The sequence below is a fragment of the Streptomyces oceani genome, assembly GCF_001751245.1.
GTDB classification, from domain to species: domain Bacteria; phylum Actinomycetota; class Actinomycetes; order Streptomycetales; family Streptomycetaceae; genus Streptomyces; species Streptomyces oceani.
On sequence record NZ_LJGU01000115.1, the window covers coordinates 1 to 25,032 of the forward strand.

The window sequence follows — 25,032 nt, forward strand, 5'->3', positions numbered from 1 at the left end:
ACCCAGACAAAACCGGCTGACGCCCAAACCGATGCCACCCCGCCACCCACTCACACACGGTCGCCCGGGAGAAGTCCAGCCGGTCCGCCGCCCGCAGCCGGGCCAGCAGCACCTGCCGCAACTCCTCCCACAGTCCCGCCTCCTGCTTACTGCGCCAGCCGACGCCAGCACGTCGGACCCGATCCACAGCCCAGCTCCCGTGGCGGGTACTCCCACTGAATACCGGTGTAGAGCACGAACAGGACCCCCTGAAGTGCGTCCTGCGGCCATCGATCCGCTTACGGCCCGGAGGCCGGAACCGCCGCTGCGGCTTCGGAAGTAACGACTCGAGCACCGCCCACAACTCGTCGATGAGCCTTTTCCAAACCTGCGCTGTGGACACGTCAGTTGGTTCGACACGTGAGTAAAGCCCCTGGTAGACGGGGTCACGACCAAGATCGCCCGATGCCCACCCGAGGCTTCACGTGCTTGTCTGCCCGTGCGGGCTGGACGTGTCCAGTCGGTCCCTGACCTTCCTCGCCGCTCGTCTGCGCGAACATCGTCGTCGGATCGGAGCCCCTGGCGCCGCCTCCCGGCCGGTCGTCAGGCCCTGCTGGTACTGGCACATCTGCGTAACGGAACCACGTATGCCCAGCTCGCAGCGGGTTTCGAGGTCGGCACCAGCACGGTCCTACCGATACATCACCGAGGCCGTCGACCTGCTGGTCTCACTCGCACCGACCCTCGAGGAGGCCGTCCGATCCGCGTCGAGGAAGGCTTACGTCCTGCTCAACGGGACGCTCCTGCCGATCGACCGGATCGCCGCCGACCGGCCCTTCTTCTCCGGCAAGTACAAGAGACACGGCATGAAGTCCAGGTCCTGGCCGACCCCGCCGGACGCCTCCTGTGGGCCTCACCCGCCGTGCCAGGAGCCATCCACGACATTCGCGCCGCACGCGAACACGGCATCCTCAACGCCCTCACCACAGCGGACATCAACCGCTGGGCGGACAAGGGTTACCAGGGCGCCGGACCGACGGTACGCGTCCCGTATCGAGGCCGCTGGGAGAACCTGTCCGACGGCCAGCAGGCCGTGAACCGCTCGCAGGCCACGATCCGGGCCCTGGTCGAACCCGCCATCGCCACCCTCAAGACCTGGCGACTCCTGCGGAAGCTGCGATGCTCGACCACTCGGGTCACCGGCCTCGTCCAAGCCGTCCTCACCCTCCAGCTCACCTGCTCAAACTGAGGATGGAAAAGGCTCACTGACCTCCCATGGCTTCGCCCGTGCCACCAACACCCCCTGCACACGCGGTCAGTTACACACTCCCACCGTGCCACACAAGATCATTCTGAAAGGAACCCTCAGGCGGACCAGCCGATGCAGGAGACGAAGGTGTAGGCGTCCCAGTCGCTTCCCAGGTCCGCGATCGCGTCTTCCCAGATGCGTTGGAGACCCTGGGCGTCCCCGGCGGCCCAGGCGTCCACGGCGGCGTTCCACGCGGTCGGGCGGATCGTCAGGCGGCGCATCCCCACGTTCCGACGACGGTTACGCCGAGGGACGTCGCTGGGATCGGCGGGATCGATCTCTACACGGGTGCCGCCACCACGGGCGAGGCGGCGTGTGAGAGCGGGAAGCACCCGCTGGCGGCGTAGCGTCCAGTAGGCGTCATCCAACTTCGCGCGGTTGGCCGCGGAAGGAGTTTGCTCGGCGGCCAGCCACGCGTACAGGGTGCGGGCAGTGACGGTGATTCCGGCGTGTTCCATGGCGGCGTATCCGGCGGGCGAGTCGGTCAGGTACCGCAGCCGTGCCGCGATCCCCCGGGCACTGTCGGGTGGGAAGGTGATGCCGGTGACCATGCGCTCCAGACCGAGCCCGACCGCAGCGCCGCCGGGCATGCCCTCAGCGCCGAACTCCCCCAGGCGCCGCCAGCGGTAGTCCTGCGCCATCAGCCACTCTCCTTGACGGTGTAGTGGAGCGGGTAGCCCTCGCTGTCGTGTTTGATCTTCATCTGCGGCAGGCCGGTGCCCTCGTCGAAGGCCTGCCGCCAGTCGCCTGCCACGTGCAGTTCATCGGTACCAAGAACGGCGACCACGGTCAGGCCGGCGTTGTGGGCCTTGAGAGCACGGCCCCACAGGTTGGTGAAGGCCTGGGAACGGATCAAGTGCATCCAGTCCGGGCGGGTGATCTCCCGGTTGTGGACGCTCTCCCCGATCATGGAGACGAACTTCGCGTACATGGCCTTCACATCAGCGATCTTGACGTCGTTACCGGCATGCAAGGCGTCATCACGGGCCTCCACGAGCGCGGCCCGGAGATACTTCAGCAGGCCCTCCGATGAACCGGACGTCCACGACTCGTGGATCGTCGGCGCCTTCACGAGGCCATAGTTAGGCCCGGCCAGACGCAGCAGCAAGCGCAGCATCGGCTCCCCGACCCAGAGCGGGCCCGGCTCCTGTCGGGCTCCGAGCGGATTGAGAAGGTGGGCATGCCGCCAGAGCGGCGGAGCGATCAGGTAGAACCCGACACGCTTGGTGTCGTACCTACCGGTGGTGGAGTGCTCCAACCGGCCAATCGGCAGATGCGTGGTGAACGCGCAGAGGTAGGCGGCGTTGACGTCCAGACCCGTCACCGTGATCTTTCCGTCCTAAGAACGCCGTAGACCCGGGTGGCGCCAAGACGGGCGCGCTTCCCAGATCAGATCCGAGTCACCCTGCGTGGGGCGCTACAGGATCCCGGGCAGACGAGGGTAGGCGGTGTGCTCGTATCGGGCCTGTTTCCGCGGGTGCGTGAACAGGCCCATCACGTCCAGGATCACGCGTTTCACCAACGCCTCGACCACGGCATCCTGAACACCCCACGCACGCTCCAGCGCTACCCCGACCGTCTCATCAATCCACGCCGTCAACCCACTACGAGTCCGCTCAGCACTCGACACCCCACCAGCCCCACGCGCCTCGCCCCACGCACCCTCGAACCCACAAGACGAAACGCCCGCAAACCCACCAAGGTTCAGCCTCCCCGCACCCTCAGCTGACCATCGCCGTACGGATCCGGCAGGCCACGGCGCTCGCCTCCGCCTCGTCGGCGTAGCGGCCGCGCGGCCAGAAGAAGCCACGCAGCCCGTCCTTCCTGTTCCGGGGGACGACATGGGTATGAAAGTGCGGCACGGACTGACTAACCCGATTGTTCGACGCCACGAAAGAACCAGCCGCTGACACCCCCCGCTCGACCGCCGCTGCGACTCGCTGCACCCGACCGAAATACGGTCCCAGCTGATCGGTGGGCAACTCTGTCAGAGTCTCAACGTGCTGTGCGGGCACGACCAAGACATGGCCGGGAAAGAGCGGCCGAGCATCAAGGAACGCCACCGCCCAAGCGTCCTCGAGGACGACATGTGCGTTGCTGTCGTGCCGCACGATCGCGCAGAAACCGCAGTCCACCTATCCAGTCCAACCCCGTCGACACCGACAGTCCAGCCCGGACCGCCGGCCGGGCGCGCCCCCGGCCCCTGGGCTCAAGGAGCGCCCCCGTTCGGCGCGAGTCGCGAAATGGCGGCCGACGGCGGCCGGCACGCGCTGAACGGGGGCTTCAGCGGCGCCCCTCAGCAGCGCTTCGAGCTGTGCGCCTGGCGTGCGAGCGGTTCCCCGGCGGGACGTACGGCGCCCACCCCGGCGGTGCAGTCCTGCACCGTGTCCGTGCCGTGGGACCAGTACTCCTGGCCATTGCTGTTGGTCCACGAGTCGCCGCCGAGCACCTCGTCCTGGGTGTAGCTGTACACGGCGGTGCTGACGTCGTAGTCGTCCTCCCGGTCGCGGAAACTGTCCCACACCCAGAGGTAGCCGTAGTTCTCGTCGCACTTGGGTGAGTAGAACTGCTTCACGGAGGCGATGGTTTCGCCACCCCGGGTGATCCGGCCCCGCTCGCCGATGGGGTAGGCGTCCTCACAGACGTCCGCGGCCTGGGCCTTGGCACTTCTGGGGTTGCCCTCGGGAGAGGGTGCGGTGGACTGGGCGGACGGCCGCTCCGACGGGTCGGGGGCCGGTCCGCTGCCAGCCACGGCGGTTGCCGCTGGTGTCAGCGCGAGGGCACAGGCGGCGGCTACTACGGCGATCTTGCGTGAGCGCATGGCTTAGTTCCCCTTGTTCTGCGACGTGTCAACGATCTCCGAAGCCTCACCCCCACGGTTGGCTCCTCCGGTTGGCGCGGAGTCATACGGGGTCATGCGCTTCGGCTGTCAGGTCAGACAGTTGAGTCGGACAAATGGTTGCCCTCTACTCATCGGGGACCGTACACGGAGATCAGGAAGGAAACCGTCATCTCGATCGGGGTGTCCAATTCGGCAGCGTGACCGGCCGCTTCACCGGCCATCAGGTGATGCCCCGTCGGGCCCATGGACAGCAGGTTCGTGGCGTCGGTGGCGGAGAGGCGGACGGTGTACTCCAGGGGACACGTCTCCTCCTCGGTGAAGTGCGCGGACAGCGTGTTCGCCAGTCGCTCCGGTTTCGCGGCGTCAACTGCCAGGAGGGGCACCCGCGCACGGAGTTCCGCCATGTGCCGGTCGGTCGGCGTGACGACCAGAAGCGTGCCGCCCGGTCCCAACACGCGCTGGAACTCCGGCCCGTTGCGCGGCGCGAACACGTTGAGCAGTACGTCCACGGTGCCGCTGCCGATCGGCAGCGGCTTCCATACGTCCCAGGTTGCGACAGTGGCGCGGGGATGTGCGCGGGCCGCGCGGCGCAGCGCGTACTTGGACACGTCCAGCCCGAGTCCCGTCGTGCCCGGGCACGCGTCGAGCACGGCGGCGAGGTAGTGACCGGTGCCGGTCCCAGCGTCCAACACCGTACTGCCGGGGGCGCATCGGCCGGCGACGAGTCGGCCGAGCGTGGCCGCCAGCGGCGCGTAGTGGCCGGCGTGCAGGAAGGCGACGCGGGCCGCGACCATGTCGGCGGTGTCCGCGCTGCCGGTGCGCATGTTCCCGGTCAGCAGGCCGATGTAGCCCTGCCGAGCGATGTCGAAGGAGTGCTGTCGGGCGCAGGCCACCGATCCACGCTCCCGTCGTAGGCGGTTTCCGCACAGGGGGCAGCGCAGGAGGTCGATCGGGTCGGGAAGGCGACGGTGGGGGAGATCAGTGGGCGTGCTGGGCATCGTTTCCTCGGTGGCCGGCCGCGGTGTGCGGGCGCCACTGGCGTTCGGTGCGCGGTCGCCTGCGGGCGGCGCGCTCCACGGGCCCGGGAGGGTTGCTACCGGGCGCCACTGGCGACCGTACGAAGCGGCGACCTGTGGTCGTACGGACGTGACCATGATGCCGTGCGGCCCCCGCGCGCCCGAGCGTGGGATGCGCGGGGAACCGTGCATCAGCGGCGCGGCCCGGGCCGGCCGGGGCCGGGGTTCGTTCAGTGGGTCGGCGCCCGCAGGTGTTCCTGCTCCCGCAGTCCTTCCGCTTCGATCCGCCGGTGAATCCGGTCGCAGGTCTGGTTGATGAGCCGGGACACGTGCATCTGGGAGATGCCGAGTTGCTCCGCTATCCGGCTCTGCGTCATCTCACAGAAGAACCGCAGGTAGAGAATGCGCTGTTCCCGCTCGGGCAGTCGGCGCAACTGCGGTTTCACCGCTTCCCGGTAGAGCACCAGGTCGAAGCCGGGTTCCGCGCTGGTGAGGGTGTCCTGGAGGGAGTAGCCGTCGTCCGCGCCGGGCAGTTCCGCGTCCAGGGAGAGGGTGCTGTAGCTGTCCAGGGCCTCCATCCCCAGTAGCACGTCCTCCTGGGACAGTCCGCTGTGCTCGGCGATCTGGGCCACGGAAGGTGAGCGGCCGAGGGTGAGGCTCAGCTCCCGGTGACTGGTGCGCACGTGGTTGCGCAGATGTTGGACCCGGCGGGGTACGTGCACGTCCCACATGTGGTCCCGGAAGTGGCGCTTGAGTTCGCCGACGATGGTAGGCACCGCGTAACTCTCGAACGCGGTGCCGCGGGACGGGTCGTACCGCGCCACGGCCTTGACGAGTCCAAGCGCGGCGACCTGCTGGAGGTCCTCCAGCGACTCGCCCCGGTTGCGGTACCGGGCCGCGAGTCGGTGCGCCATGGGAATCCAGGCGCGCACCACCCGCTGGCGCAGCTCCTCCCGGTGGGGGCCGTCGGGTAGGCCGGCGATCCGTTGGAAGTCGGCGGCGGTGTCGGGCGCGTCGTCATGGGGGTGACGCGGACGCCGGGATGGGTACATCACAGCGCTCATGGCTTCGCTCTCCCATCGCGCGGTGCCTGAGCGGGCACCGCAAGAGGCGGTCACCAGCGGGTAGCGGTCCGGAGGCCGGGCCGTTGCTGCCGGGTTTCACGGGTCCGAAGCACGGAGAGGGGCGGGCCTCAGTCTCCCGGGACCCAGCCGTTGTCTTCTTGCGCTTATCACGCTACGCGACAGTGCGCGGGGGCGCGATCCGGTGCCACTCGCGGGGCTGCGCCGGGGCCCGTCGGGGGTGCCCTGCCCCTGAGCACCTGAGTACCGTGCCCGTTCGGCGCGTACGCAGGTCCGCGTACGCGCCGAACGGGTTACGGTGTGTGTTCAGACCCGGGCTCCGTCGTCGTCGGACGTACCAGGACGCCGGGTCGGGTGCCGGCCCTCCCGCCCAGTGACCCGTCCGGCCCTCTCGGGGCGGGGTGGTGGGGAACTGCCACGGGCCTCCAGCTCGACGGCGAGCGGAGTGGCCGTCAACATCGAGGAGTACGTCCCCACGAGCACGCCGATCAGCAGCGCCAGGGCGAAGTCGGTCAACGAGTCCCCGCCCAGCAGTACCAGGGCGGCCAGGATGAAGACCGCGCCCATGCCGGTGTTCACCGTGCGCGGCAGGGTCTGCAGCAGCGCGGAGTTGGCCACCCGCGCGAACGGGGCGTGACGTCGCCCAGCCCACTGTTCCCGTACCCGGTCGAAGACCACCACCGAGTCGTTGACGGAGTACCCGATCACGGTGAGCAGGACGGCCAGGAAGGTCTTGTCCATGGGCTTGCCCAGCCAGGCGAAGATCCCGAGCACGACGAGGACGTCGTGTGCCATCGCCACCACGGAGGACGCCGCGAAGGTCCAGCGGAACCGCAGCGCGAGATAGCCCAGCTGCGCCGCGAGGGCCACGCCGAGCGCGATGAGCGCGTTGCGTCGCAGTTCGTCGCCGAGGCTGGGGCCGATCATCTCGTCGCGCATCCTCTCCGCGTCGCCGCCGACCTCGTCGAGTGCGGAGCGGACCTTTGCCTCCTGGTCGTTGGAGGGTTCGTCGGAGCGGACCGACACGGCGCCGTTCCCGGCGGACTGCACCACGGCGTCCGGCTGTCCGGCGTCGGCCACCGCCTCTCGGGCGGTTTCGACGTCGAGCGGTGACTGGTGGAGTATTCGACGAGCCGCCCGCCGGTGAACTCCACGCCGAAGTCCAGCCCGCGTACCAGCAGCCCGCCGGTGGCCAGGAGGAGCGCCACGGCGGAGGCGGCCAGCCAGCGCTTCCGGTGGCGGATCAGGTCCGGTCCGCGTGCTACCAGCCGACGTCGTACGCGCCCGATCCCGGCGATACCGGTCCACTGCGACGCTCGCGCAGGAGTGAGCGGTCGGTGGCGAAGTCCGCCAGCGCCCTGGTGATGAGCAGCGCGTTGACCATGGAGGCGAGGACTCCGAGCGACAGCGTGATACCGAAGCCGCGCACCGGCCCGGAGGCCAGGAAGAACAGCAGGGCGGCCGCGAGCAGGGTGGTGATGCTGGAGTCCGCGATGACGGCGAGGGCGTTGCGGAAGCCGGCGGCGAGGGCGCCGAGCACCCGGTAGACGTACACCATGAAGGCCGCTGTCAGGGTGATTCCGATGACCGCTGCCCAGGTGCTCGCCGCGATGGCCTCGTCTCCGAGGGTCGCGCCGACGGAACGCTGTTCGACGACCTCCACCGGTGCGGGCAGCGCGCCGTCGACCGCGTTACCCGTCATGTCGGCGCCGCCGAGCCGCAGGCGGTTCCGGGACTCGTCGGGGAGTACCTTCGGCTCCTCGGGGTCGCTGGAGGAACTGTCTGCCTCATCCTGATCTTGCTGCTTTTTCGTTCCTTCTGTTCCTCGGGTTGGGCGAGGCCGCGTACGGGGTGGAAGGTGAGTTGTGCCGTGTGTCCCAGGACTTCGGCCGCTTCCCTGGAGTCCTGGACCCGCCCCAGGGCAGAAGGGCAGCCAGCCACGAGCAGCAGGTGTTGCGGACGCAGTCGTCGGTGTCCGGTCACGCGGGAGTACGAGGGACGGAAGGCGCCGTTCCGCTGGGGCATACGGCTTCCTTCCGGTGAGTGGGTGCTGCCGCGTCGGGCCGGTGGGTCACGGTTCGATCAGGCCGACCCGGATCGCGTATCGGGTGAGCTCCAGCCGGTCGCGTAGCCCCAGTTTCTGTAGCACGTTCGCGCGGTGGCGCTCCACCGTCTTGACGCTGATGAACAGCGTAGTGGCGATGTCCTTCGAGGAATGTCCCTCGGCCACGAGCTTCAGGACCTCCTCCTCACGGAGGGTCAGGACCCGGTCCGGCACGTCCTCTCCCCTGCCGGCGCGGTCCAGGTAGTTGCGGATGAGCGCGGTGATCGCGCCCGGGTAGAGGAAGGGCTCACCGCGCATGGCGGCCCGGCACGCCTCGACGAGGTCGCGGTCGGCCACGGACTTGAGTACGTAGCCGGAGGCCCCGGCCTTGAGCGCCTCGAAGAAGTACTGCTCGTTGTCGTACATGGTCAGCATCAGGATGCGCAGCTCCGGCTGTCGGCGGGCGAGTTCGCGAGCAGCCTGCAACCCGGTCATACGGGGCATCGCGACATCCAGCACCGCGAGGTCGACCCGGTGCGACTGGGCCTTCTCGATCGCCTCGGCTCCGTCGCCGGCCTCCGTGACCACCTCGAGGTCCGGTTCCCCGTCCAGGATGAGGCGTACTCCACGGCGTACGAGGGCGTGGTCGTCGGCGAGGAGGATGCGGGTGGTGGTGTGGTGGTGCGGCATGCTCACCCCTCCTCTCGGATGGCCGGGACGCACAGCGTGACCTCGGTACCGCCGCTTGGCGCGGGGCCGACGGCGAGGTCGCCGCCGACCAGCAGGGCCCGCTCGCGCATCCCGCGGATGCCGGCGCCTTCGGGGCTGTCTCCGGTGCCCCGGCCGTTGTCGCGGATACGCAGTGTGGTGCCCTCCGGTCCGCCGGCCAGCCGGAGGTCCACCTCGGTGGCGTCGGCGTGCCGGGCGATGTTGGTGAGGCCCTCCTGTGCGACGCGGAAGAGGACCAGTTCGGTCTCCTGACTGGTCGCGGAGGGCCGCGGCTCGAAGTGGCGGCGTACCGTCACGCCGCTGTGGGCGGAGAGGTCGGTGGCGAGTGAGGTGAGGGCGCTGACCAGGCCGAGATCCTCCAGTACGCCGGGACGGAGCCGGTGGGCGAGCCGGCGTACCTCCTCCAGGCTCTCGCGGGTGGTCTCCTGGGCGCCACGAAGGTCCTGGCGGAGGGGTTCCGGTGCGGCATCGACGGCTCGTTTGAGTTCGAGCAGCACGGCGGTGAGGCTCTGGCCGACCTCGTCGTGCAGTTCCTGGGCGACGCGTCGGCGTTCGGCTTCCTGGGCGGACAGCGCACGGGCCGCGCTGGTGGCTCGTTCCTGCTCCAGCCGGTCCAGCATCTCGTTGAACGTACGGATCAGGGCCGCGACTCCGCCGTGTCCGGTCACCTGCAGGCGGTGGCCGGGCCGGAGCAGGTCGACCGTGGTCATCCGCCGGGCGACCCGGTCCAGGGGGGCGAGCCCGATACGGAGAAGCGCGGCGTTGGCGACGAGCATGATGGCCAGTCCCGTGACCAGGACGACGGCCTCGGTGAGCACCACCCGCGCCGAGACGGTCACCGGTGCCAGCAGCAGCACTCCGGTGGCGACGCCGAGAACCACCGCGTTGAGGGAGAAGATCCGCCAGAACAGGGACACGGTACGCATGGCCTCCTCGGTCGCCGCTGTCCCTGTCCACTATGGGTGATGGGGTCGGGCGGCGGCCGGTGGGGCGTCGTGGCTGACCATCGGCACGGGGATGGTACGGCTCACGGAGGAGGCGGTGTTCGGGCGCTCGGGGCGGCTCGCGGTCGGCGACGGCGCTCGGCGTACGGTCTGGCGCGTACGAACCTGCCGTACGCCCGGCACACTGCCGGGAGCGGCTCGATTGGACCCGCGCCCGGCACGGCGTCCGGCGGTTGGGGGGAGACCGCGGTGGCCGTGCCGGGGCCTGGCATCGTGGCGCCGTCTCGGCCGGGTGTGCCCGTCAGGGCGCCGACCGACCCTCGCCGACTAACTCGCCCAGATCTCCTCGACCCACTCGGGGTGGTCGATGAACGGGTTGCGGTTCTTCTGGAACTGGTCGTAGATGACCTCGTTGCGGTTCTTCTCGAAGTCGTCCGGCGGGTCCTCCTTGTGCCACTGCTTGAGGACCGACTCCCTGCCCATGAAGGGCTGCGAGCCGTTGTCGACGTTGTCGTTCAGCTCCAGGTCAGGGTACTTCTCACCGTCGTAGCGCACCGCCATGTAGAAGATCATGCGGGCGACGTCGCCCTTGACCTCGTCCCGGGGTTCGTAGGAGTCGTCGTCGGTGAAGTTGCCTGGTGCGCCGTCGACTTCGGAGCCGCCGGCGTCGAAGTCCTTGTTGCCGCGGGTGCTGTTGACGCTCACATCGGTGGGGCGGAGGTGGTGAGCGTCGGTGCCGGGCCCGGGCGAGGTGCCGAAGTCGCCGTGTGACTTGGCCCAGACGTGCTCCCGGTTCCAGTCGCCCTGGCCGCCGCCGTTGGCGTCGCCGCTGCGGGACTCGCCGCTGTAGAGCAGGATGACGTTGCCGGAGTTCTCCGGGTCCTGGTCGCTGACCTTGAGCGCGTCCCACACCTCGTCGTACGAGAGGACGTCCTGCTCGCTGATGATGCCGTTCAGGGCGTCCTTCAGCTCCTGACCGGTCTTGCCCTCGGCGTCCTTGTAGTAGCCGTCGGGGGCGCTGGTGCCACCTTGGGCGTTCTGCTCCGGCGCGGGGGTGGCCGTGGCGGGTATCTGCACCGCGAGGCCGGCTATCGCGGCTCCGGCGACGAGTCCCAGGGTCGTCCGGCTGCGTAGGCGAGGAACGTGCATGTGGGGGTCCTCTCCCATGAGGCCCGTGGCATTGCGTGAACAGCGCTGCGACGGGCGGCGGTTGACTGGCCCCGTCATTCTGCCCGGTCATGCTCACTTCAACATGCCCTTTCCAAGGAATTCCCTCGAGATTCAGCGGCCACGACGACTCCCGGCGTTCGAGGTACGACTCCGCGCTCACGAAGAGAAGGCGCCACTGGTCTAGACATGCCAACCTCAGCCGGCCTACCGTCATTAGGTCTAGACCAAGTCCGTCGGAATGCCGCCCACTTGGGAGTTGATCATGCGACAACACCAGACGCCCGCGCCCTCCTCGCTCGCGACCACCCGTCAGCAGACCGCGATCCTCGGGCTCTTCCGCATCGTCGTCGGGCTGCTCTTCGCCAGTCACGGCGCGTCGACCCTTTTCGGCGTGCTGGGCGGTCCGCCGGGACCGTCCCCCGACTTCGCGGCGTGGCCCGGATGGTGGGCCGCAGCCATCCAACTGATCGGCGGGCTCCTCGTACTTCTGGGGCTCGGCACCCGAACTTCCGCGGTGATCTGCTCCGGCTCCATGGCGTACGCCTACTTCACCGAGCACCAGGCGAGCGCCCTCTTCCCCATCCAGAACGGCGGCGAGCCGGCCGCGATGTTCTGCTGGACGTTCCTGCTGATCGCGGCCCTGGGGCCGGGCGACTGGGCACTGGGCACGCTCCTCCGACGGACCGAGACGCCAGTACGAGGAAGCCGACAAATCACCTGATTGCGACTTTATTCCTACGATACTTTCTGTGAGTCTGTAATGGCCCATGGTGACAACCCCCCACTTGAGGAGTATCCATGGTCCTGAACATCTCCGGTGTGCTGATGCTCGGCATCATCGCCTTCCTGTTCTTCCGCAAGGACGGGATGAAGCTCTCGCACGCGTTCGTATGCTGCCTGTTCGGGTTCTTCCTGGCCGGGACGGCCATCGCGCCGAGTATCCACGCGGGCAGCGAGAGCCTCGCCGGTCTCCTCGGCGGTCTCCAGCTGTAGCCGCGTCGACCGACCAGGAACCGAAGGACGACGTGCCATGCCCTCGCCGCCCGGAGTACCGCGCTCCGCCTCACCACCGCCCCGATCCGCTCACCGGAGCCGGCTGGCGCTCCGAACCGGCGCACGGTGGCTACTCCGCCCCCTGCTGGCCGCCGCACGCGGGCTCGGTCCGCTCACCACCACCGCACGCTCCCACTGGTCCCGGGTGCCCAAGGAGCGGCGGGGAGTGGTCGTGTGCCTGCTCGCGACGGTGCTGCTGCTGGTCGGGCTCGCACCGTACGGCCCCGCGGTGGCCGGGCTCACCGTGGCCCTGGCGGCAGCCTGGCAGGGACGGGAACGCAACCCCCCACCGCCCGAGGAGGGCCCCGGCGCGGAGGAGGAGGCCCGGCTGCACGCGGTGTACGAGGCTCTCGTGCCGCACTTCTCCCTCCCGGAGGACCCGCACCCGCACCCGCTGTACGCCCACGAGGGCACCTGGCAAGGCCCCTTCGAGGCGTACGAGTTCGACGAGACCGGACGCCTGACGGCGCTCACCCTGCGCTACCCCGCGCACTTCCGGGACGGCGACGCACGGGAGCGACTCGGGGTCGAACGGACGCTCGGTGCCAAGATGGGCCGGGCCCGCGAGCACCGCCTCGATTGGGACGAGGAACGCAACCGGCTGCGCCTGTCAGTACTGCCCGCGCTGCCGGGCAGCGTCCGCGCCCAACGGTTCGTCACCTCCCCCGGCGAGACCGTGCTCGGCTTCACGGACGCCGATTCCGTACAGCGTACGATTCCCGTTCGACAGGTCGACCGGGAGCACGACCTGCCCCCGGTGATGTGGCGAGGCGGGCCCCGCTCCACCGAACCCCACCTGCTGGCCCTCGGTGGTCCGGGCACGGGGGTGAGCACGCTCCTGCGCTCGGTGACACTGCAGGCGCTGCGGGCTGCGGACGTGCTGCTGGTGGACGGTGGCGGGGCAGGTGAGTTCGCCTGCCTGGCCGGACGAGCCGGGATGCTCGCCGTGGAATCCTCGGTGACCGGCGCGTTGACGGCGTTGGAGTGGGCCGGGCAGGAGACGGAACGCCGGCTACTGAGCGCCAATCGGGCCCGACAGGCCGGGATGCCGGTGCCGGAGGACGTCCGACGGCCGCTGTGGCTGGTCGTCGACCGGCCAGCGGTGCTCAGCCAACTCGCCCGTACGGAGGGGCGACGCGACCCGCTGGAGTTGCTGGAGACGCCCCTTCGGCACGGCCGCGCGGCACGGGTCACGGTCGCGGTGGGCGAACAGTTCCAGGAGGCGGACGCGCTCAGCGAGCCGGTACGGGCGCACACCCGGGCCCGCGTGGTGCTGGGCGCCCTGACCCGCGAACAGGTGACGACCGTACTGGGCGAGGCACCACCGACGACACCCGTGCCACACCCGCCAGCGGGACGGGGGTACGCCCGCCTGGGTTGCGGCCCGGTGCTGCGGCTCCAGGTGCCGGCGACTCCGGACCCGCAGGACGAGGCGACGGCCGAGGGGGAGCGACAGGCGGTCGTGGCTCTCCTGCCGGAACGGAACGGAGCGGGCGCGGGGACGGCGAGCGGGGCGAGCACCCCGACAAGCACGACAAGCACGAGGCCAACACAGGCCGAGGTGACGGGAGCGGCGGAAACCCCCGAGCGGGTTAGGACGACGGCAGCGGGGGCTCTCGCGACCGGCACCACCCGGACAGCCGGATGAGCGGACCAGCAGGACAGCTGTCCAGCCGTACGGCGGATCAGGCAGCCGTGAACGGCGTCGGCAGCGCCCGGCCCAGCACCGGCCCAGGGAGCGATTGGCCTCCGCCCGCTGACCAGGCCGGTCAGGCCAGGTCGCACCGCGTCGTGGTCACGCCACCTGGCTGCGTGGCGTCTCCCCGGGCGTGTGCACGCCCGACCGTACGAGTTCGGCCGCGCTCGCCAGCCGCGCCACCGCTTCGCCCGCCAGCGGTCCGGCCAGGGTGAACGGCAGCCGGACGTACGCCTCGAACGCGCCGTCAATGCCGAACCTCGGCCCGGCGGGCACTCGTACCCCCAGCCGCTCCCCCGCCTCCGCGAGCCGTGAACCGGACAGGCCGCCGGTGCGCACCCACAGGGTGAGACCGCCGCGCGGCACCGTGAACTCCCAGTCGGGAAGCTCTCTGCGCAGCGCGGTGACCAGGGCGTCGCGGTTGCCGCGCACCGCTTCCCGCCGGGCGTCGACCGCCTCCCGCCAGCCGCCCCCGGTGATCAGCCCGCTGACCGCCAGTTGCTCCAGCACGGGGCTGCCCAGATCGGCGTACGGGCGTGCCCCCACCATCCGACGGATGACCTCGGGCGCGGCCCGTACCCAACCGATCCGCAGCCCGGCCCAGATGGCCTTGCTCGCCGAGCCGACGGTCAGCACGGTGGCTCCACCCGGGTCGAAGGCCGCCATGGGACGCGGGAGTTCGACGTCCGCGTCGAGCGGCAGCTCGGCCATGGTCTCGTCGGCGACCAGCAGGGTGCCGGCGGAACGGGCCGCGGCCACCAGCTCGCGGCGCTGCTCCTCGTCCGCCAGGGCGCCGGTCGGGTTGTGGAAGTCGGCCACGACGTACGCCATCCGGGGAGCCGCGTCCCGCAGCACCTGGCGCCAGGCCGGCAGGTCCCAGCCGCCGAGCGCCCCGGCCATCGGGACCGGTACCAGCCGGGCGCCGTTCCGCCGCAGCAGCTGGAGGATGTTCGCGTACGACGGGTGCTCCACGGCGACGCGCTCGCCACGGGAGGTGAAGAGGCCGGCCAGAGCCGCCACTCCCCCCATCGCGCCGGTGGCGACCATGATCTGCTCCGGCATGGTGGGCACGCCACGCGCCGTGTAGTGCTCGGCGATCGCGACGCGCAACGCCGGCAGGCCCGCCGGGTAGTCGCCGTGGGTGCGGCTGTAGGGGGCGAGTTCGGTCAGGGCACGCTCGAAGGCACGGGTGAGCTGCGGCTCCGGTGCCGGCAGGGCGGCGCAGCCGAGGTCGAGCACCGTCTCGGCGGCTTCCGGGGGCAGCGGCTCGAGCCCGCCCGTCGGCACCGGGTTGCCGTCCGGCACCACGGTCCAACTGCCCGCGCCCCGCCGTGAGGTGAGGAATCCGTCGCCGCGCAGCGCCTCGAAGGCGGCGGCCACGGTCGTACGGGACACGGCCAACGCGGTGGCCAGTTCGCGCTCCGCGGGCAACCGGGTCGCGACCGGGAGCCGGCCCTCCAGGACCAGCAGCCGGATTCCGTCCGCCAGGGCACGGTAGGCGGGCACTCGGGCACGGCTGGACGCGCCCTGGCCGCGGTCGGGCGTGCTGCCGCGCTGGGTACGCAGTAGCCGGGCGAGCTGTGCGGCTCCCATGGCCGAGGTCCACTGAGCCATGCGTTCAGTCCACCTTCCGGGAATTGGACATGTATTTGGCCTTGTCGAGGGATCCAGACTGTCACGCGTTCGACGCTTCCCGCCAGGAGGGGATTCTTCTTGTCCGCACAGCCCGACTCCGGTTCCGACTTCGGCCCGGACTCCGCCTCCGACTCCCGTCCCGCCTCCGCTCCCGTTCGAGGCGGCGCTCTGCCGCGACGGCTGATCCAGCTGTACGCGGGCCTCCTGCTGTACGGGGCGAGCCTGGGCCTGCTCGTACGCGCCGAACTCGGGGTGTCCCCCTGGGACGTGCTGCATCAGGGCGTCGCGCGGCACACCGGGCTCACTATCGGAACGGTCTCGGTGCTGACGGGAGCCGTCGTACTGGTGCTGTGGATTCCGCTGCGACAGCGGCCCGGGCTCGGCACCGTGTCCAACGTGTTCCTGGTCGGCCTCTCCATGGACGGCGCCCTGTGGCTCGTGCCGGAGACCTCGGCACCGGCGCTGCGGGTCGTGCTGCTGGTCGCCGGAGTCGTGCTCAACGGCCTCGCCACCGGGCTGTACGTCTCGGCGCACTTCGGGCCCGGCCCCCGGGACGGCCTGATGACCGGCCTGCACCAACGGACGGGCCGATCGATCCGGCTCGTCCGCACGGCGATCGAGGTGGCGGTGCTGGCCAGCGGATTCGCGCTCGGCGGCTCCGTGGGCGTGGGCACCATCGCGTACGCCCTGGCGGTCGGCCCGCTGGCCCAGTTGTCACTGCGGATGTTCGCCACCCCCGCACCGGAACGCCCGACCTCTCTGGTCGTTGCCCGCGGTGGCCTGCGGAGGCGTGCGATCCCGTGGCGGCGTTGAGGCGGGACTCGACGACGGACGGGCCGGGAGCTTGCAGTCGGCTTCCGACCGGCGTGCGGCGTGTGCGTGTGCTGCCCCGGCCGCGTTCCCCGGACGGATTTCGAACCAGCGGCCTACTGCCGGTAAAGTACGTCTGCGCCCGCCGTACGGACCCCCGAGACCCTCCGGCATCGCACCGCGACAGCGGTCATCTCCCGGAAGATGTGACAAAGCGGGCGATGGTGGGTATAAGAGGTCCGGCAACAGAGTGTGTGGAGAGAAGCGAGTCAGCATCGGCAGGCTCCGGCGAAGCCGGTGGCGCGTCCAGGCAGGGCGCAGCGACCGGCATCAGGACCGTGGGCCGGCGACTCTGACAGCTGTCGCCACGCGCCCGACGGCTGGTGCTCGGTGGCCCCGGTCTCCGAGCGGCTCTTCGAAAATGGTGCGGCACGACGGGTGCATGTCCCGTGACGGGAATCTTCACCGCCGACCGGACGTTGACCGGAAGACGACGACAGCGACACCTGTCCTGTGGGCGACAAGCCCGGGAGGCACAATTCATGAGTGAGCGAGCTCTTCGCGGCACGCGGCTTGTGGTGACCAGCTACGAGACCGACCGCGGTATCGACCTGGCCCCTCGCCAGGCCGTGGAGTACGCATGTGAGAGCGGCCATCGCTTTGAGATGCCGTTCTCCGTCGAGGCCGAGATTCCACCGGAGTGGGAGTGCAAGGAGTGTGGCGCTCAGGCTCTGCTGGTGGACGGTGAGGGGCCCGAGGAGAAGAAGGGCAAGCCAGCGCGTACGCACTGGGACATGCTCATGGAGCGGCGTACACGCGAGGAGCTGGAGGAAGTGTTGGCCGAGCGCCTCGCGGTCCTGCGCTCCGGCACGATGAACATCGCCATCCACCCCCGGGAGAACGGCAACAAGAGCAAGTCCGCCTGAGCGATCAGGCTTCGCCCGCCCTCCCTGGTGGTGTGCACACCACCAGGGAGGGCGGTGTTGCTGTGATCAGAGACGCTGTATCAGAGGCACAGCAGCGCAGCGTCCGCCCGGTTTGGCGAGTGCGCGGCCGGTGAGGGCGGAGCCGACGGCTTCCCGAACTGATGCCCGCGAAGGGGACAGGCGGCGGGTGGCGCACCTCCGATGCCAGCCCCGCTCCCCCCGGACCGGCGCACGCACCGCCGGGCGCCCCCTGACCTCAGCTACCGGGCGGCTCCTCGTCCCGGATGACCTCGCCCTGTACGACCTTCCCGTCCGGCCGGCGCATCCGCGCCTGGTCACCCGCGCTACGGGCCTGGCGTAGCGCCTCCCCGAACTCGCCACGATTCACCACCCGCTCCGTGCCGCGGCGCAGCAGTGTCGCGGTGGGCGGGAAGAGGCAGAGCAGCCCGAGCGCGTCCGAGACCAGGCCGGGAACCATCAGCAGCAAGCCGCCCAGCATCGCCAGGGCGTTGCCTCCGCCACGCCCGCGGTCCGTGGGAGCCGTGGGCACGCCGGACTGCTGGGCCTGCTGCATCGTCTTCGCGAGGTTGTCCCAGGCCCGCCGCCCGGCCCGTTTGATGGCGACCCCGCCGAGTACGAATCCGGCGACCAGCACCGCCAGCACGGTCAGCCCGCCCGCGGCCTCCCCGAGCAGGATGAGCAGCCAGATCTCGAGGATCGCCCAGGCTGCGAAGCCGAGAGCCGTGAAGGAGCGGGCGCGGGAGCGCCGGGTGCCCGGTCGCCGCTCGCCCGGCTGACGGGCGCCCTGGTCATGCTGCTGACCGGGCTCGTACGGGTAGGGTGCGCCGTTCGTCATATCTCAAGTGTGCCTGCGGCCGAGAGTTTTCCTCGCCCGCCCGACGACGCCCCAGGTGGTGACCCGCCAGAACGCCTCCGCGACGATGCTTCGGCTCATCTTGGAGTCGCCGCGCTCGCGTTCGACGAAGGTGATCGGCACCTCCCTGACCCGGAAACCCCTGCGGATCGCCCGGTGCGCCAGGTCGACCTGGAAGCAGTACCCCTGGGAGGCGACAGTGTCCATGTCGATTCCCTCGAGCGTCTCCCGGCGGAAGGCGCGGTAGCCGCCGGTCATGTCGCGCACGGACACGTCGAGAAGCAGGCGGGAGTAGACGCTGCCGCCACGCGAGATGAACTCCCGGTGCTTGGGCCAGTTCACGATGCGGCCACCGGGCACCCAGCGGGAGCCTAGGACGAGGTCGGCGTTGCGCAGGGAGGTGAGCAGACGCGGCAACTCCTCCGGCTGGTGCGAGCCGTCGGCGTCCATCTCGACGAGCACGCCGTAGTCACGCTCGAGCCCCCAGCGGAAGCCCGCCAGATAGGCGGCGCCCAGCCCTTCCTTGCCCTGCCGGTGCAGCACCCGGACGTGGTCGTCCTCGGCGGCCAGCTCATCCGCGACCTTCCCGGTGCCGTCCGGGCTGTTGTCGTCCGCGACCAGTACGTGCGCCTCCGGCACCGCCGTACGGACGCGGCCCACGATCGACGCGATGTTGTCCGCCTCGTTGAAGGTCGGGATGATGACCAGCACCGTACCGAGCGGTCCGTACTGCCGCTGCTCGCTGTGCGTCACTGCTGCCCCTTAGCCTGCGCCTCTTGACTGCGTGCCCGACGACCGAGGAACAGCGCCCCCGCCCAGGACAGCACGCCCAGGGCGGCGAGCGCCCATTCCGGGGCGGCTCCGACGCGGTTGGCGAGCGTGATGTCGTCGCGCAACGGCAGCTTAGCGGTCAGTACATCCTGGGTGAACTCGTCGGTACGTTGTTGCACCGTTCCGTCCGGGGCGACGATGGCGCTGATCCCGCTGGTCGCGGCGGTGACCACGGCCCGGCCGTGCTCGACCGCGCGCAACTTGGACATCACCAGCTGCTGTTCGGGCTGGCCGGTGTTGCCGTACGTGGCGTTGTTGGTCTGGACGACCAGGGCGCGCGCCCCGTCGTTGACGGTGTCCCGCACGATCTCGTCATAGGCGACCTCGAAGCAGATGACGTCGCCGAGGCGGGCGGGGCCGACATCCAACACGCCGCTGTGCTCACCCGGCCAGAAGTCGCGCGGGACCCGCTGCAGCCGCGTGATGATCTTGCTCAACTGGTCCCGGTAGGGGACGTACTCCCCGAACGGCACCGGGTGCTGCTTGGTGTAGGAGTCACCGGGGCCGGTGTCCGGGTCCCACACGATGCCCTGGTTCTTGACGTAGCCGTCCTTGCTGGGATGGTCGACGAGCGCGCCGACGAGGATCGGCACGCCGACGGCGTCGACGGCCTGCTGGATGCGGTCCCGGGCCGCGGGGTGCTTGTACGGGTCCAGGTCCGAGGCGTTCTCCGGCCAGATGACCAACTCGGGCTGTTCGGTCTTGCCGGCCTCCACCCGTTCGGCGAGGTCTAGCGTGGCGTCGACGTGATTGTTGAGGATCTTCATCGGGCGGCCGAGGAAGTCCATCCCGGGCTGCTGCACATTGCCCTGCACGACGGCGATGTCGACGCTGTCGGCCGGCTTGGTGTGCACCGGCACCGCGTATCCGGCGAGGGTGACCACCAGGGCCAGCGCCGCGGAGCCGAGCACCGGGAGACCGACCGTACGGGGCGTACGCGGCACCTCGGGCGTACGGCGCAGCCGCCAGGCCGCGCGCAGGGCGTAGGCGAGCAACGCACCGACCAGAGCGACCGCGAAGGTGACCAGTGGGGCCCCGGCGAGCGCGGCGAGCGGCGTGAAGGGCGAGCCGGCGTTCGCGAAGGCGAGGCGCCCCCAGGGGAATCCGCCGAACGGCACCCGGTCCCGTGCCCATTCCTCGGCCACCCACAGACAGGCGCCCCACAGCGGCCACAGCGGCAACCGTGAGGTCACCGCGAGTCCGGCACCGAGAACGCTCACGAAGAGCCCTTGGAGGAAGGCGAGTCCGATCGTCGCGTCCCAGCCGACCACGCTCAGCCACTTCAACAGGAAGGCGAAGAACGGCAGTCCGAAGGCGAGCCCCGTCCAGGCGCCCTGTCGGGCGGTACGACCGTGGGTGAGCAGGCTCAGCGCGGCGACCGCCGCCAGCGAGAGCGGCCAGGCGCCGAACGGGGGGAAGGCCAGCGCGAGGGCGAGGCCGAAGAACGCCGCGAGGGCAGTGCGCGCGGCTTCCCGACGGATCAGGTCGCCGAAGCGTCGGAGCCGTCCGAGGCGGTCGGTGGTGGCGGTTTCCGGGTCGGTGCCACGGGTCCGCGTCCCGGTCGGGTGCGCCGAGGGGTTGGCCTCCGCAGTACGGTCAGCTTCCGCCGTACGGCCCGGCGCCGCTGCGTCGGCGACCTGGCGGCCGTCGTCGGCCGCTTCCTCCGCGACGGGGTCAGCCGACTCAGTCGAACGAGAGCCGTCCGCACGGTCGCCCCGCGGGCCGTCGTCGCCGGAGCTGCCGTCCCTGGAGTCGCCGTCGACGGAGCTGCCGTCCCCAGGGCTGTCGTCTCCGGGGCTGGCCCCGACGTGCCCGCCGGAGTCAGCCAGCACCTCCGTCGGGTCCTCCGCCTGCTGGTCGGCGGCGTGTCCGCGCGCGGCGGATGCGTCGGTGGTCTCGGGGCCCGAGGGCACGGTCGTGGCCTTCCTGCAGGTCGTGCGATGGTGCGTTGACCGTACATCGGAAAGACCCACGAGTGGACCGCGGGTGGTGGGTGTGCGGATCGGGGCCCGGCACCCTTCGGGCCGACCTGGGACCCGCTGGCTGCGGATCGACCGAAAGCCGTTGTCTACTGAGCGTCCGGGCCCCACCCGGGTCGCACCCGCCGACCAGACAAAACCTTCCGTCCCCGTGCCGCGGGCGCTGGACCTGGCTCCCTGTGGTGGTGCGCCGGTGTGGAGGCACCACCCCATGGCCCAGCGGCGTTCGACGACTGCGCGGAGGATTCCCGGCCGGACGTCCTGTGGTGGACTGGTCCGAACCTACCGGGCCGACGGCGCTGCCTGTCAACAGTCGTTCGACCTGGGGTGTTTCGCGGAACGGGCCGGTCAACGCGGACAGCGCGGGGGCGCGGGACAGCGACCCAGGGCCGCCGCCCCACCGTACTGGGCACCGGAGTTCACCCGTTCGGCCGCGCGTGGACGGTGCGCCCACCCACCACCGTCCTTAGGCATACGGGCAGTTGGCCGCCCGGAGACAGATCCGGGAGGCCGGGAGTGCCGGACCGGGGGTCGGTGGACCAGTTCGTGACCCGGTCGTCCGGGGTCTGGACGACGAGTTCACCCGTACGCCAGATCGCGTAGTCGGCGGGCGCGCCGGGGACGAGAACCCCGGCGTCGTCCTGCCCGGCGGCCCGCCAGCCGCCCCGGGTGTGCGCGGTGAACGCGGCCCGGACGGAGACGCGGTGCTCGGGGGTCCGGTGGAAGGCCGCGGCTCGCACGGCCGCCCACGGGCCGAGCGGCGTGACCGGACTGTCCGAGCCGAGGGCGAGCGGCACTCCGGCACGCAGCAGCGCGGCGTACGGGTTGAGGGTGCGCGCGCGGTCCCGGCCGAGCCGTTCGGCGTACATGCCGTGGTCGCCGCCCCACGCCGCGTCGAAGCCGGGCTGTACCGAAGCGGTCAGGCCGAACTCGGCGAACGCTCGGATGGCGTCCTCGTCCAGCATCTCGGCGTGCTCGATCCGGTGCCGGGCGGCGCGGACCCGCCCGACACCCACCCGCTCGGCGGCGGCGCGGACGCCGTCGGTGACCGCCCGGAGCGCGGCGTCCCCGATGGCGTGGAAGCCGGCCTGGATGCCGGCCTCGCTGCAGCTGGCGACATGGGCGGCGATGTCCTCGGCCTCAAGCAGCGCGCTGCCGGTGTGTCCGGCGTCCGCGTACGGGCTCTCCAGGTGCGCGGTGTGCGAACCGAGGGAGCCGTCCGCGAAGAGGTCGCCGGCCGCGCCGACGGCGCCGAGCTCCCGGATGCGAGCGGCGTCCTTCGCGGAAGTGACGGCCTCGGCCCAGTAGCCCGTGACCCGGGGCAGCGCTTCCGTACGGGCCAGCCGAAGCAGTCCGGTGAGGTCCTCCGCGCCGGAGATCGTTGGCCCGGCGCACTCGTGGACACTGCCGATACCCGCCTCCGCGGCCTGCCGCAGCGCGGCACGCTGGGCCTCGGTCCGCTGCTCGGCGGTGAGGGTCGCGTGCGCGGCGGCGCGTACGGCGTGGTGCGCGTCGCCGGTCAGCGGGCCGTCCGGGAGGTACCCCGGCAGTTCGGTGACGCCCTGCACCAGGTCCAGCAACGCGGTGCTGACCAGGGCGGAGTGCACGTCGACCCGGGTGAGGTAAAGCGGCCGCCCCCCGGCCGCCTCGTCCAGTTCGCGGCGGGTCGGGTGTCGACGGTCGGGCCAGCCGGTGGTGTCCCAGCCAGTGCCGAGCAGGACCCGGTCACAGGGCCGGGCCACGGTGTGTTCCCGTACGGCGGCGAGCGCCTCCGTACGGGAACCGACGGTGCTGAGGTCGAGGCCGGTGAGGGCCAGCCCGGTGGCGGTGCTGTGCACGTGGGCGTCGGTGAACGCGGGGGTGACGAGGGCCCCGTCCAGGTGGACGGTCTCCGAGACCCCCTCGGCGAAGGAGTCCGCGGCGCCCTCGGAGCCGACCCAGGCGATCCGGTCGCCCTGCACCACCATCGCGGTCGCGAACGGGTCGGCCGGGCTGTGCACCTCGCCACCGCGCAACAGGAGGGTGTGCTCCTTGGCGGAGTTGGGGGCCGAGTCGGCGTCGGGGGAGGAAGGGGTGTCGTTCACTGCGTGCTGCCTCGCGGGTCGTCGCGGGATGGGTACGGGGTCGGGTCGCCTAGCCGGGTCGCCGGCCCGCCGGCGGTATGGCACGCCAGTCTCGCGGATCCGCCGCGGGCCGGGCGTGCCAGGGTCACCCGGGCACCCTCCCGCGACGAGGCGACGGCGCCTGGTCAGATGCTGGGTGGCCGCGCCTCGTAGGGCGTGGAGAGGACGACCGTCGTACGGGTGGAGACGCCGGCCAGCGTCCGAATCCGGGCCAACAGGTGCTCCAACTCGAGGGGGCTGGCCACGCGCACCTTGAGGATGTAGTTCTCGTCCCCGGCGACGCTGTGGCACGCCTCGATCTCCGGTACGTCCGCCAGCCGGTCCGCGATGTCGTCCGGCGCGCTGGGGTCGAAGGGGGTGACGGAGATGAACGCGGTCAGCGGCAGACCCACCGCGTCCGGGTCGACGATCGCGGCATAGCCGCGCACGACTCCCCGCTGCTCCAGCCTCCGCACTCGCTGGTGCACGGCCGAGGTGGACAGGCCCGTGGCCTTGCCCAGATCCGTGTAGCTCATACGCCCGTCCTTGACGAGCAATTCCACGATGCGCCTGTCCAACTCCTCCACAACAGCTCAACCTACTGCGCCCGACGCCCTCTGACCCAGTCGACGGGTGATACGGCAACCGCGCGACGCCACATTGTGACGAACACCACACCATCCGGGGGGCGTGCGCGCGCACGTGGCGATTATGCGCGCGGCATGGCGGGCATTGCTTGCTGTGGCCGGACGCAGCGGTCCGGCGGTCTCGTCCGAGGGGGATGTATGCGTACCGCGAAGTCACGACGAGCTGGACGTACGGCCAGCGTGTCCGCCATCCCGGCCGCGCTCTCCGAGCATGAGGGGGACCGCATCGAGGGGGGCGAGACGTACCAGATCTATCGGGTCGGCTGCCCGGAGTGCGCCCAGCCGATCGCGCTGCTCGCCGACGAGGAGCGGCTGCCGGAGCACGCGCTGTGCGCCACCTGGTGGGACCCGTTCGGGATGACGGTCTGCCCGGGGACGGACCGGCCGGTCGCGCACGCTCTGCACACCAGCGGGGAGATGGACGTCCGGGGGGACACCGCGGCGTTGCTCACCCTCCCCGCCGGGCTGGACTGGCGCACCCAGCCGTTCTCGCACGCCGGCGAGCCGTCGGCACGTCCGCCGAGAGCTACCGCGACGCGGGGCTGAGAGACCCGGCCGACCGCGAACCGGACGGTAGTCCGCGGTCCGCCCGGGTACTCGGGCCTTCCACCTCGGTTCCGGAGGAAGGAAGGGCACGGGTAAAGCCATGAACCGCAAACGGGCGACAGACGAGGACACCACGCGGGCACTGCTGGAGTGCGCGGGACGTACCTACGCGGCGCAGGCCGGGATCACCCTGCGGAACACGCCCGGCCCGCTGTTCCAACTGCTGGTCCTCACACACCTGCTGAGCGCACGGATCAAGGCTGACATCGCGGTGGCGGCGGCTCACGCGCTGTTCGACGCGGGGATGCGGACGCCACAGCGGATGGCCTCCGCCACCTGGCAGCAACGGGTCGACGCGCTCGGCGTGGGCGGCTACCGGCGCTACGACGAACGCACCTCCAGCCAGCTGGGCGACGGCGCCGAGCTGCTCGCTGAGCGCTACCACGGCGACCTGCGGCGACTGCGGAACGCCGGTACGGGCACCAGTCAGGTGCGTGACCTACTGCGGGAGTTCCCCGGGATCGGCCCCACCGGGGCGGACATATTCCTGCGGGAAGCGCAGGGCGTGTGGCCGGAGTTCGCGCCGTACATCGACCGCAAGGCCAAGGACGGCGCGAGCCGGCTCGGGCTGCCCCGGTCGGCGTCGGACCTCGCCGAGTTGGTGGACGAGGCGGACCTGCCGCGGCTGGCGGCGGGGCTGGTGCGGGTGGCCCTGGACGAGGAGGTCGGCGAGGAGGTCCGGCGGGCCGCGAGGCGGGAACCGGCTTCCGCGCGGGGCTGAAGGCTCGTACCGGGCACGGTCGCGCGCTGGTGTCCGC

Annotated in this window: 22 protein-coding genes and 4 pseudogenes; 8 read left to right on the forward strand and 18 right to left on the reverse strand. The window is 70.8% G+C overall.

What is annotated here, in order from left to right:
* A pseudogene (locus tag AN216_RS29610) lies at positions 1-382 on the reverse strand (transposase); the annotation flags it as partial.
* Between the two features lie 82 nt (positions 383-464).
* Here AN216_RS29610 and AN216_RS09205 point away from each other — a divergent pair.
* Positions 465-1,228, forward strand: a pseudogene (locus tag AN216_RS09205) (transposase family protein).
* 116 nt (positions 1,229-1,344) lie between these two features.
* Here AN216_RS09205 and AN216_RS09210 read toward each other — a convergent pair.
* The 11 genes and pseudogenes from AN216_RS09210 to AN216_RS09260 all read right to left on the reverse strand — a co-directional run bounded on the left by AN216_RS09210 (position 1,345) and on the right by AN216_RS09260 (position 11,094).
* Positions 1,345-1,929, reverse strand: a complete 585-nt coding sequence (locus AN216_RS09210; RefSeq protein ID WP_070196151.1) for a transcriptional regulator — start codon at positions 1,927-1,929, stop codon at positions 1,345-1,347.
* Positions 1,929-2,612 carry a hypothetical protein gene (locus AN216_RS09215; RefSeq protein WP_070196152.1) on the reverse strand — a complete coding sequence of 228 codons (684 nt, stop codon included), beginning with the start codon at positions 2,610-2,612 and terminating at the stop codon, positions 1,929-1,931. Before AN216_RS09215 ends, AN216_RS09210 begins: the two co-directional genes overlap by 1 nt.
* 397 nt (positions 2,613-3,009) lie before the next feature.
* Complete coding sequence (locus tag AN216_RS30990; protein WP_420855708.1) at positions 3,010-3,150, reverse strand: hypothetical protein; 141 nt, start codon at positions 3,148-3,150, stop codon at positions 3,010-3,012.
* Between the two features lie 21 nt (positions 3,151-3,171).
* Positions 3,172-3,423, reverse strand: a pseudogene (locus AN216_RS30995) (HIT family protein); the annotation flags it as partial.
* Between the two features lie 161 nt (positions 3,424-3,584).
* A complete protein-coding gene (locus tag AN216_RS09225) occupies positions 3,585-4,109 on the reverse strand; it encodes a hypothetical protein (protein WP_070196154.1) in 525 nt (174 codons plus the stop codon).
* Between the two features lie 149 nt (positions 4,110-4,258).
* Complete coding sequence (locus AN216_RS09230) at positions 4,259-5,128, reverse strand: putative RNA methyltransferase (RefSeq protein WP_070196155.1); 870 nt, start codon at positions 5,126-5,128, stop codon at positions 4,259-4,261.
* Positions 5,129-5,376: 248 nt separating this feature from the next.
* Positions 5,377-6,210 (reverse strand): SigB/SigF/SigG family RNA polymerase sigma factor, encoded by an 834-nt coding sequence (locus AN216_RS09235; RefSeq protein WP_070196156.1) that lies wholly within the window; start codon positions 6,208-6,210, stop codon positions 5,377-5,379.
* 324 nt (positions 6,211-6,534) lie between these two features.
* Positions 6,535-7,909 (reverse strand): annotated as a pseudogene (gene secF, locus AN216_RS26670) (protein translocase subunit SecF); the annotation flags it as partial.
* Positions 7,910-8,299: 390 nt separating this feature from the next.
* Positions 8,300-8,962, reverse strand: a complete 663-nt coding sequence (locus AN216_RS09250; RefSeq protein WP_070196159.1) for a response regulator — start codon at positions 8,960-8,962, stop codon at positions 8,300-8,302.
* Between the two features lie 2 nt (positions 8,963-8,964).
* Positions 8,965-9,918 carry a HAMP domain-containing sensor histidine kinase gene (locus AN216_RS09255; protein ID WP_079166438.1) on the reverse strand — a complete coding sequence of 318 codons (954 nt, stop codon included), beginning with the start codon at positions 9,916-9,918 and terminating at the stop codon, positions 8,965-8,967.
* A gap of 354 nt (positions 9,919-10,272) precedes the next feature.
* The gene (locus AN216_RS09260; protein ID WP_070196161.1) at positions 10,273-11,094 is read right to left on the reverse strand and encodes an endonuclease I family protein; all 822 of its coding nucleotides are present in this window, start codon (positions 11,092-11,094) and stop codon (positions 10,273-10,275) included.
* Positions 11,095-11,377: 283 nt separating this feature from the next.
* Between AN216_RS09260 and AN216_RS09265 the strand changes: the two genes are divergently transcribed.
* The 3 genes from AN216_RS09265 to AN216_RS09275 all read left to right on the forward strand — a co-directional run bounded on the left by AN216_RS09265 (position 11,378) and on the right by AN216_RS09275 (position 13,816).
* A complete protein-coding gene (locus AN216_RS09265) occupies positions 11,378-11,836 on the forward strand; it encodes a DoxX family protein (RefSeq protein WP_070196162.1) in 459 nt (152 codons plus the stop codon).
* A gap of 77 nt (positions 11,837-11,913) precedes the next feature.
* The gene (locus tag AN216_RS09270; protein ID WP_070196163.1) at positions 11,914-12,108 is read left to right on the forward strand and encodes a hypothetical protein; all 195 of its coding nucleotides are present in this window, start codon (positions 11,914-11,916) and stop codon (positions 12,106-12,108) included.
* Positions 12,109-12,145: 37 nt separating this feature from the next.
* Complete coding sequence (locus AN216_RS09275) at positions 12,146-13,816, forward strand: hypothetical protein (RefSeq protein WP_079166413.1); 1,671 nt, start codon at positions 12,146-12,148, stop codon at positions 13,814-13,816.
* A 147-nt stretch (positions 13,817-13,963) separates the two neighbouring features.
* On the opposite strand, the gene AN216_RS09280 is transcribed toward AN216_RS09275, so the two are convergent.
* The gene (locus AN216_RS09280; RefSeq protein ID WP_070196165.1) at positions 13,964-15,478 is read right to left on the reverse strand and encodes an SCO1417 family PLP biosynthesis transcription factor; all 1,515 of its coding nucleotides are present in this window, start codon (positions 15,476-15,478) and stop codon (positions 13,964-13,966) included.
* A gap of 189 nt (positions 15,479-15,667) precedes the next feature.
* Here AN216_RS09280 and yczE point away from each other — a divergent pair, with 189 nt between their 5' ends.
* Together yczE and AN216_RS09290 are read left to right on the forward strand one after the other, a co-directional pair.
* Complete coding sequence (gene yczE / locus AN216_RS09285; protein WP_070196294.1) at positions 15,668-16,312, forward strand: membrane protein YczE; 645 nt, start codon at positions 15,668-15,670, stop codon at positions 16,310-16,312.
* Positions 16,313-16,851: 539 nt separating this feature from the next.
* Positions 16,852-17,235: an RNA polymerase-binding protein RbpA gene (locus tag AN216_RS09290; protein ID WP_070196166.1), complete on the forward strand. Its 384-nt coding sequence runs from the start codon at positions 16,852-16,854 to the stop codon at positions 17,233-17,235.
* Positions 17,236-17,491: 256 nt separating this feature from the next.
* Here AN216_RS09290 and fxsA read toward each other — a convergent pair whose 3' ends face one another.
* From fxsA to AN216_RS09315, 5 genes are all read right to left on the reverse strand, one after another.
* The gene (gene fxsA / locus AN216_RS09295; RefSeq protein ID WP_070196167.1) at positions 17,492-18,091 is read right to left on the reverse strand and encodes an FxsA family membrane protein; all 600 of its coding nucleotides are present in this window, start codon (positions 18,089-18,091) and stop codon (positions 17,492-17,494) included.
* Positions 18,092-18,094: 3 nt separating this feature from the next.
* Entirely contained in the window at positions 18,095-18,862 is a 768-nt protein-coding gene (locus AN216_RS09300) for a polyprenol monophosphomannose synthase (protein WP_070196168.1), read from the reverse strand.
* Positions 18,859-20,853 carry an apolipoprotein N-acyltransferase gene (gene lnt, locus AN216_RS09305; RefSeq protein ID WP_244502383.1) on the reverse strand — a complete coding sequence of 665 codons (1,995 nt, stop codon included), beginning with the start codon at positions 20,851-20,853 and terminating at the stop codon, positions 18,859-18,861. Before lnt ends, AN216_RS09300 begins: the two co-directional genes overlap by 4 nt.
* 485 nt (positions 20,854-21,338) lie before the next feature.
* Positions 21,339-22,886 carry an amidohydrolase gene (locus AN216_RS09310; RefSeq protein WP_079166440.1) on the reverse strand — a complete coding sequence of 516 codons (1,548 nt, stop codon included), beginning with the start codon at positions 22,884-22,886 and terminating at the stop codon, positions 21,339-21,341.
* Positions 22,887-23,167: 281 nt separating this feature from the next.
* Entirely contained in the window at positions 23,168-23,608 is a 441-nt protein-coding gene (locus AN216_RS09315) for an Lrp/AsnC family transcriptional regulator (protein WP_070196170.1), read from the reverse strand.
* A gap of 198 nt (positions 23,609-23,806) precedes the next feature.
* Between AN216_RS09315 and AN216_RS09320 the strand changes: the two genes are divergently transcribed.
* Positions 23,807-24,214, forward strand: a complete 408-nt coding sequence (locus AN216_RS09320) for a hypothetical protein (protein ID WP_070196171.1) — start codon at positions 23,807-23,809, stop codon at positions 24,212-24,214.
* A 100-nt stretch (positions 24,215-24,314) separates the two neighbouring features.
* A complete protein-coding gene (locus tag AN216_RS09325; RefSeq protein ID WP_070196172.1) occupies positions 24,315-24,995 on the forward strand; it encodes an HhH-GDP family DNA glycosylase in 681 nt (226 codons plus the stop codon).
* The last annotated feature ends 37 nt before the right edge of the window (positions 24,996-25,032 follow it).

Bases quoted from the DNA above. Each gene is read 5' to 3' on its own strand.
- AN216_RS09210 (WP_070196151.1), bottom strand. From the start codon at position 1,929: ATGGCGCAGGACTACCGCTGGCGGCGCCTGGGGGAGTTCGGCGCTGAG.
- AN216_RS09225 (WP_070196154.1), bottom strand. From the start codon at position 4,109: ATGCGCTCACGCAAGATCGCCGTAGTAGCCGCCGCCTGTGCCCTCGCG.
- AN216_RS09230 (WP_070196155.1), bottom strand. From the start codon at position 5,128: ATGCCCAGCACGCCCACTGATCTCCCCCACCGTCGCCTTCCCGACCCG.
- AN216_RS09235 (WP_070196156.1), bottom strand. From the start codon at position 6,210: ATGAGCGCTGTGATGTACCCATCCCGGCGTCCGCGTCACCCCCATGAC.
- AN216_RS09250 (WP_070196159.1), bottom strand. From the start codon at position 8,962: ATGCCGCACCACCACACCACCACCCGCATCCTCCTCGCCGACGACCAC.
- AN216_RS09260 (WP_070196161.1), bottom strand. From the start codon at position 11,094: ATGCACGTTCCTCGCCTACGCAGCCGGACGACCCTGGGACTCGTCGCC.
- AN216_RS09265 (WP_070196162.1), top strand. From the start codon at position 11,378: ATGCGACAACACCAGACGCCCGCGCCCTCCTCGCTCGCGACCACCCGT.
- AN216_RS09270 (WP_070196163.1), top strand. From the start codon at position 11,914: ATGGTCCTGAACATCTCCGGTGTGCTGATGCTCGGCATCATCGCCTTC.
- AN216_RS09275 (WP_079166413.1), top strand. From the start codon at position 12,146: ATGCCCTCGCCGCCCGGAGTACCGCGCTCCGCCTCACCACCGCCCCGA.
- AN216_RS09280 (WP_070196165.1), bottom strand. From the start codon at position 15,478: ATGGCTCAGTGGACCTCGGCCATGGGAGCCGCACAGCTCGCCCGGCTA.
- AN216_RS09290 (WP_070196166.1), top strand. From the start codon at position 16,852: ATGAGTGAGCGAGCTCTTCGCGGCACGCGGCTTGTGGTGACCAGCTAC.
- fxsA (WP_070196167.1), bottom strand. From the start codon at position 18,091: ATGACGAACGGCGCACCCTACCCGTACGAGCCCGGTCAGCAGCATGAC.
- AN216_RS09310 (WP_079166440.1), bottom strand. From the start codon at position 22,886: ATGGTGGTGCAGGGCGACCGGATCGCCTGGGTCGGCTCCGAGGGCGCC.
- AN216_RS09320 (WP_070196171.1), top strand. From the start codon at position 23,807: ATGCGTACCGCGAAGTCACGACGAGCTGGACGTACGGCCAGCGTGTCC.
- AN216_RS09325 (WP_070196172.1), top strand. From the start codon at position 24,315: ATGAACCGCAAACGGGCGACAGACGAGGACACCACGCGGGCACTGCTG.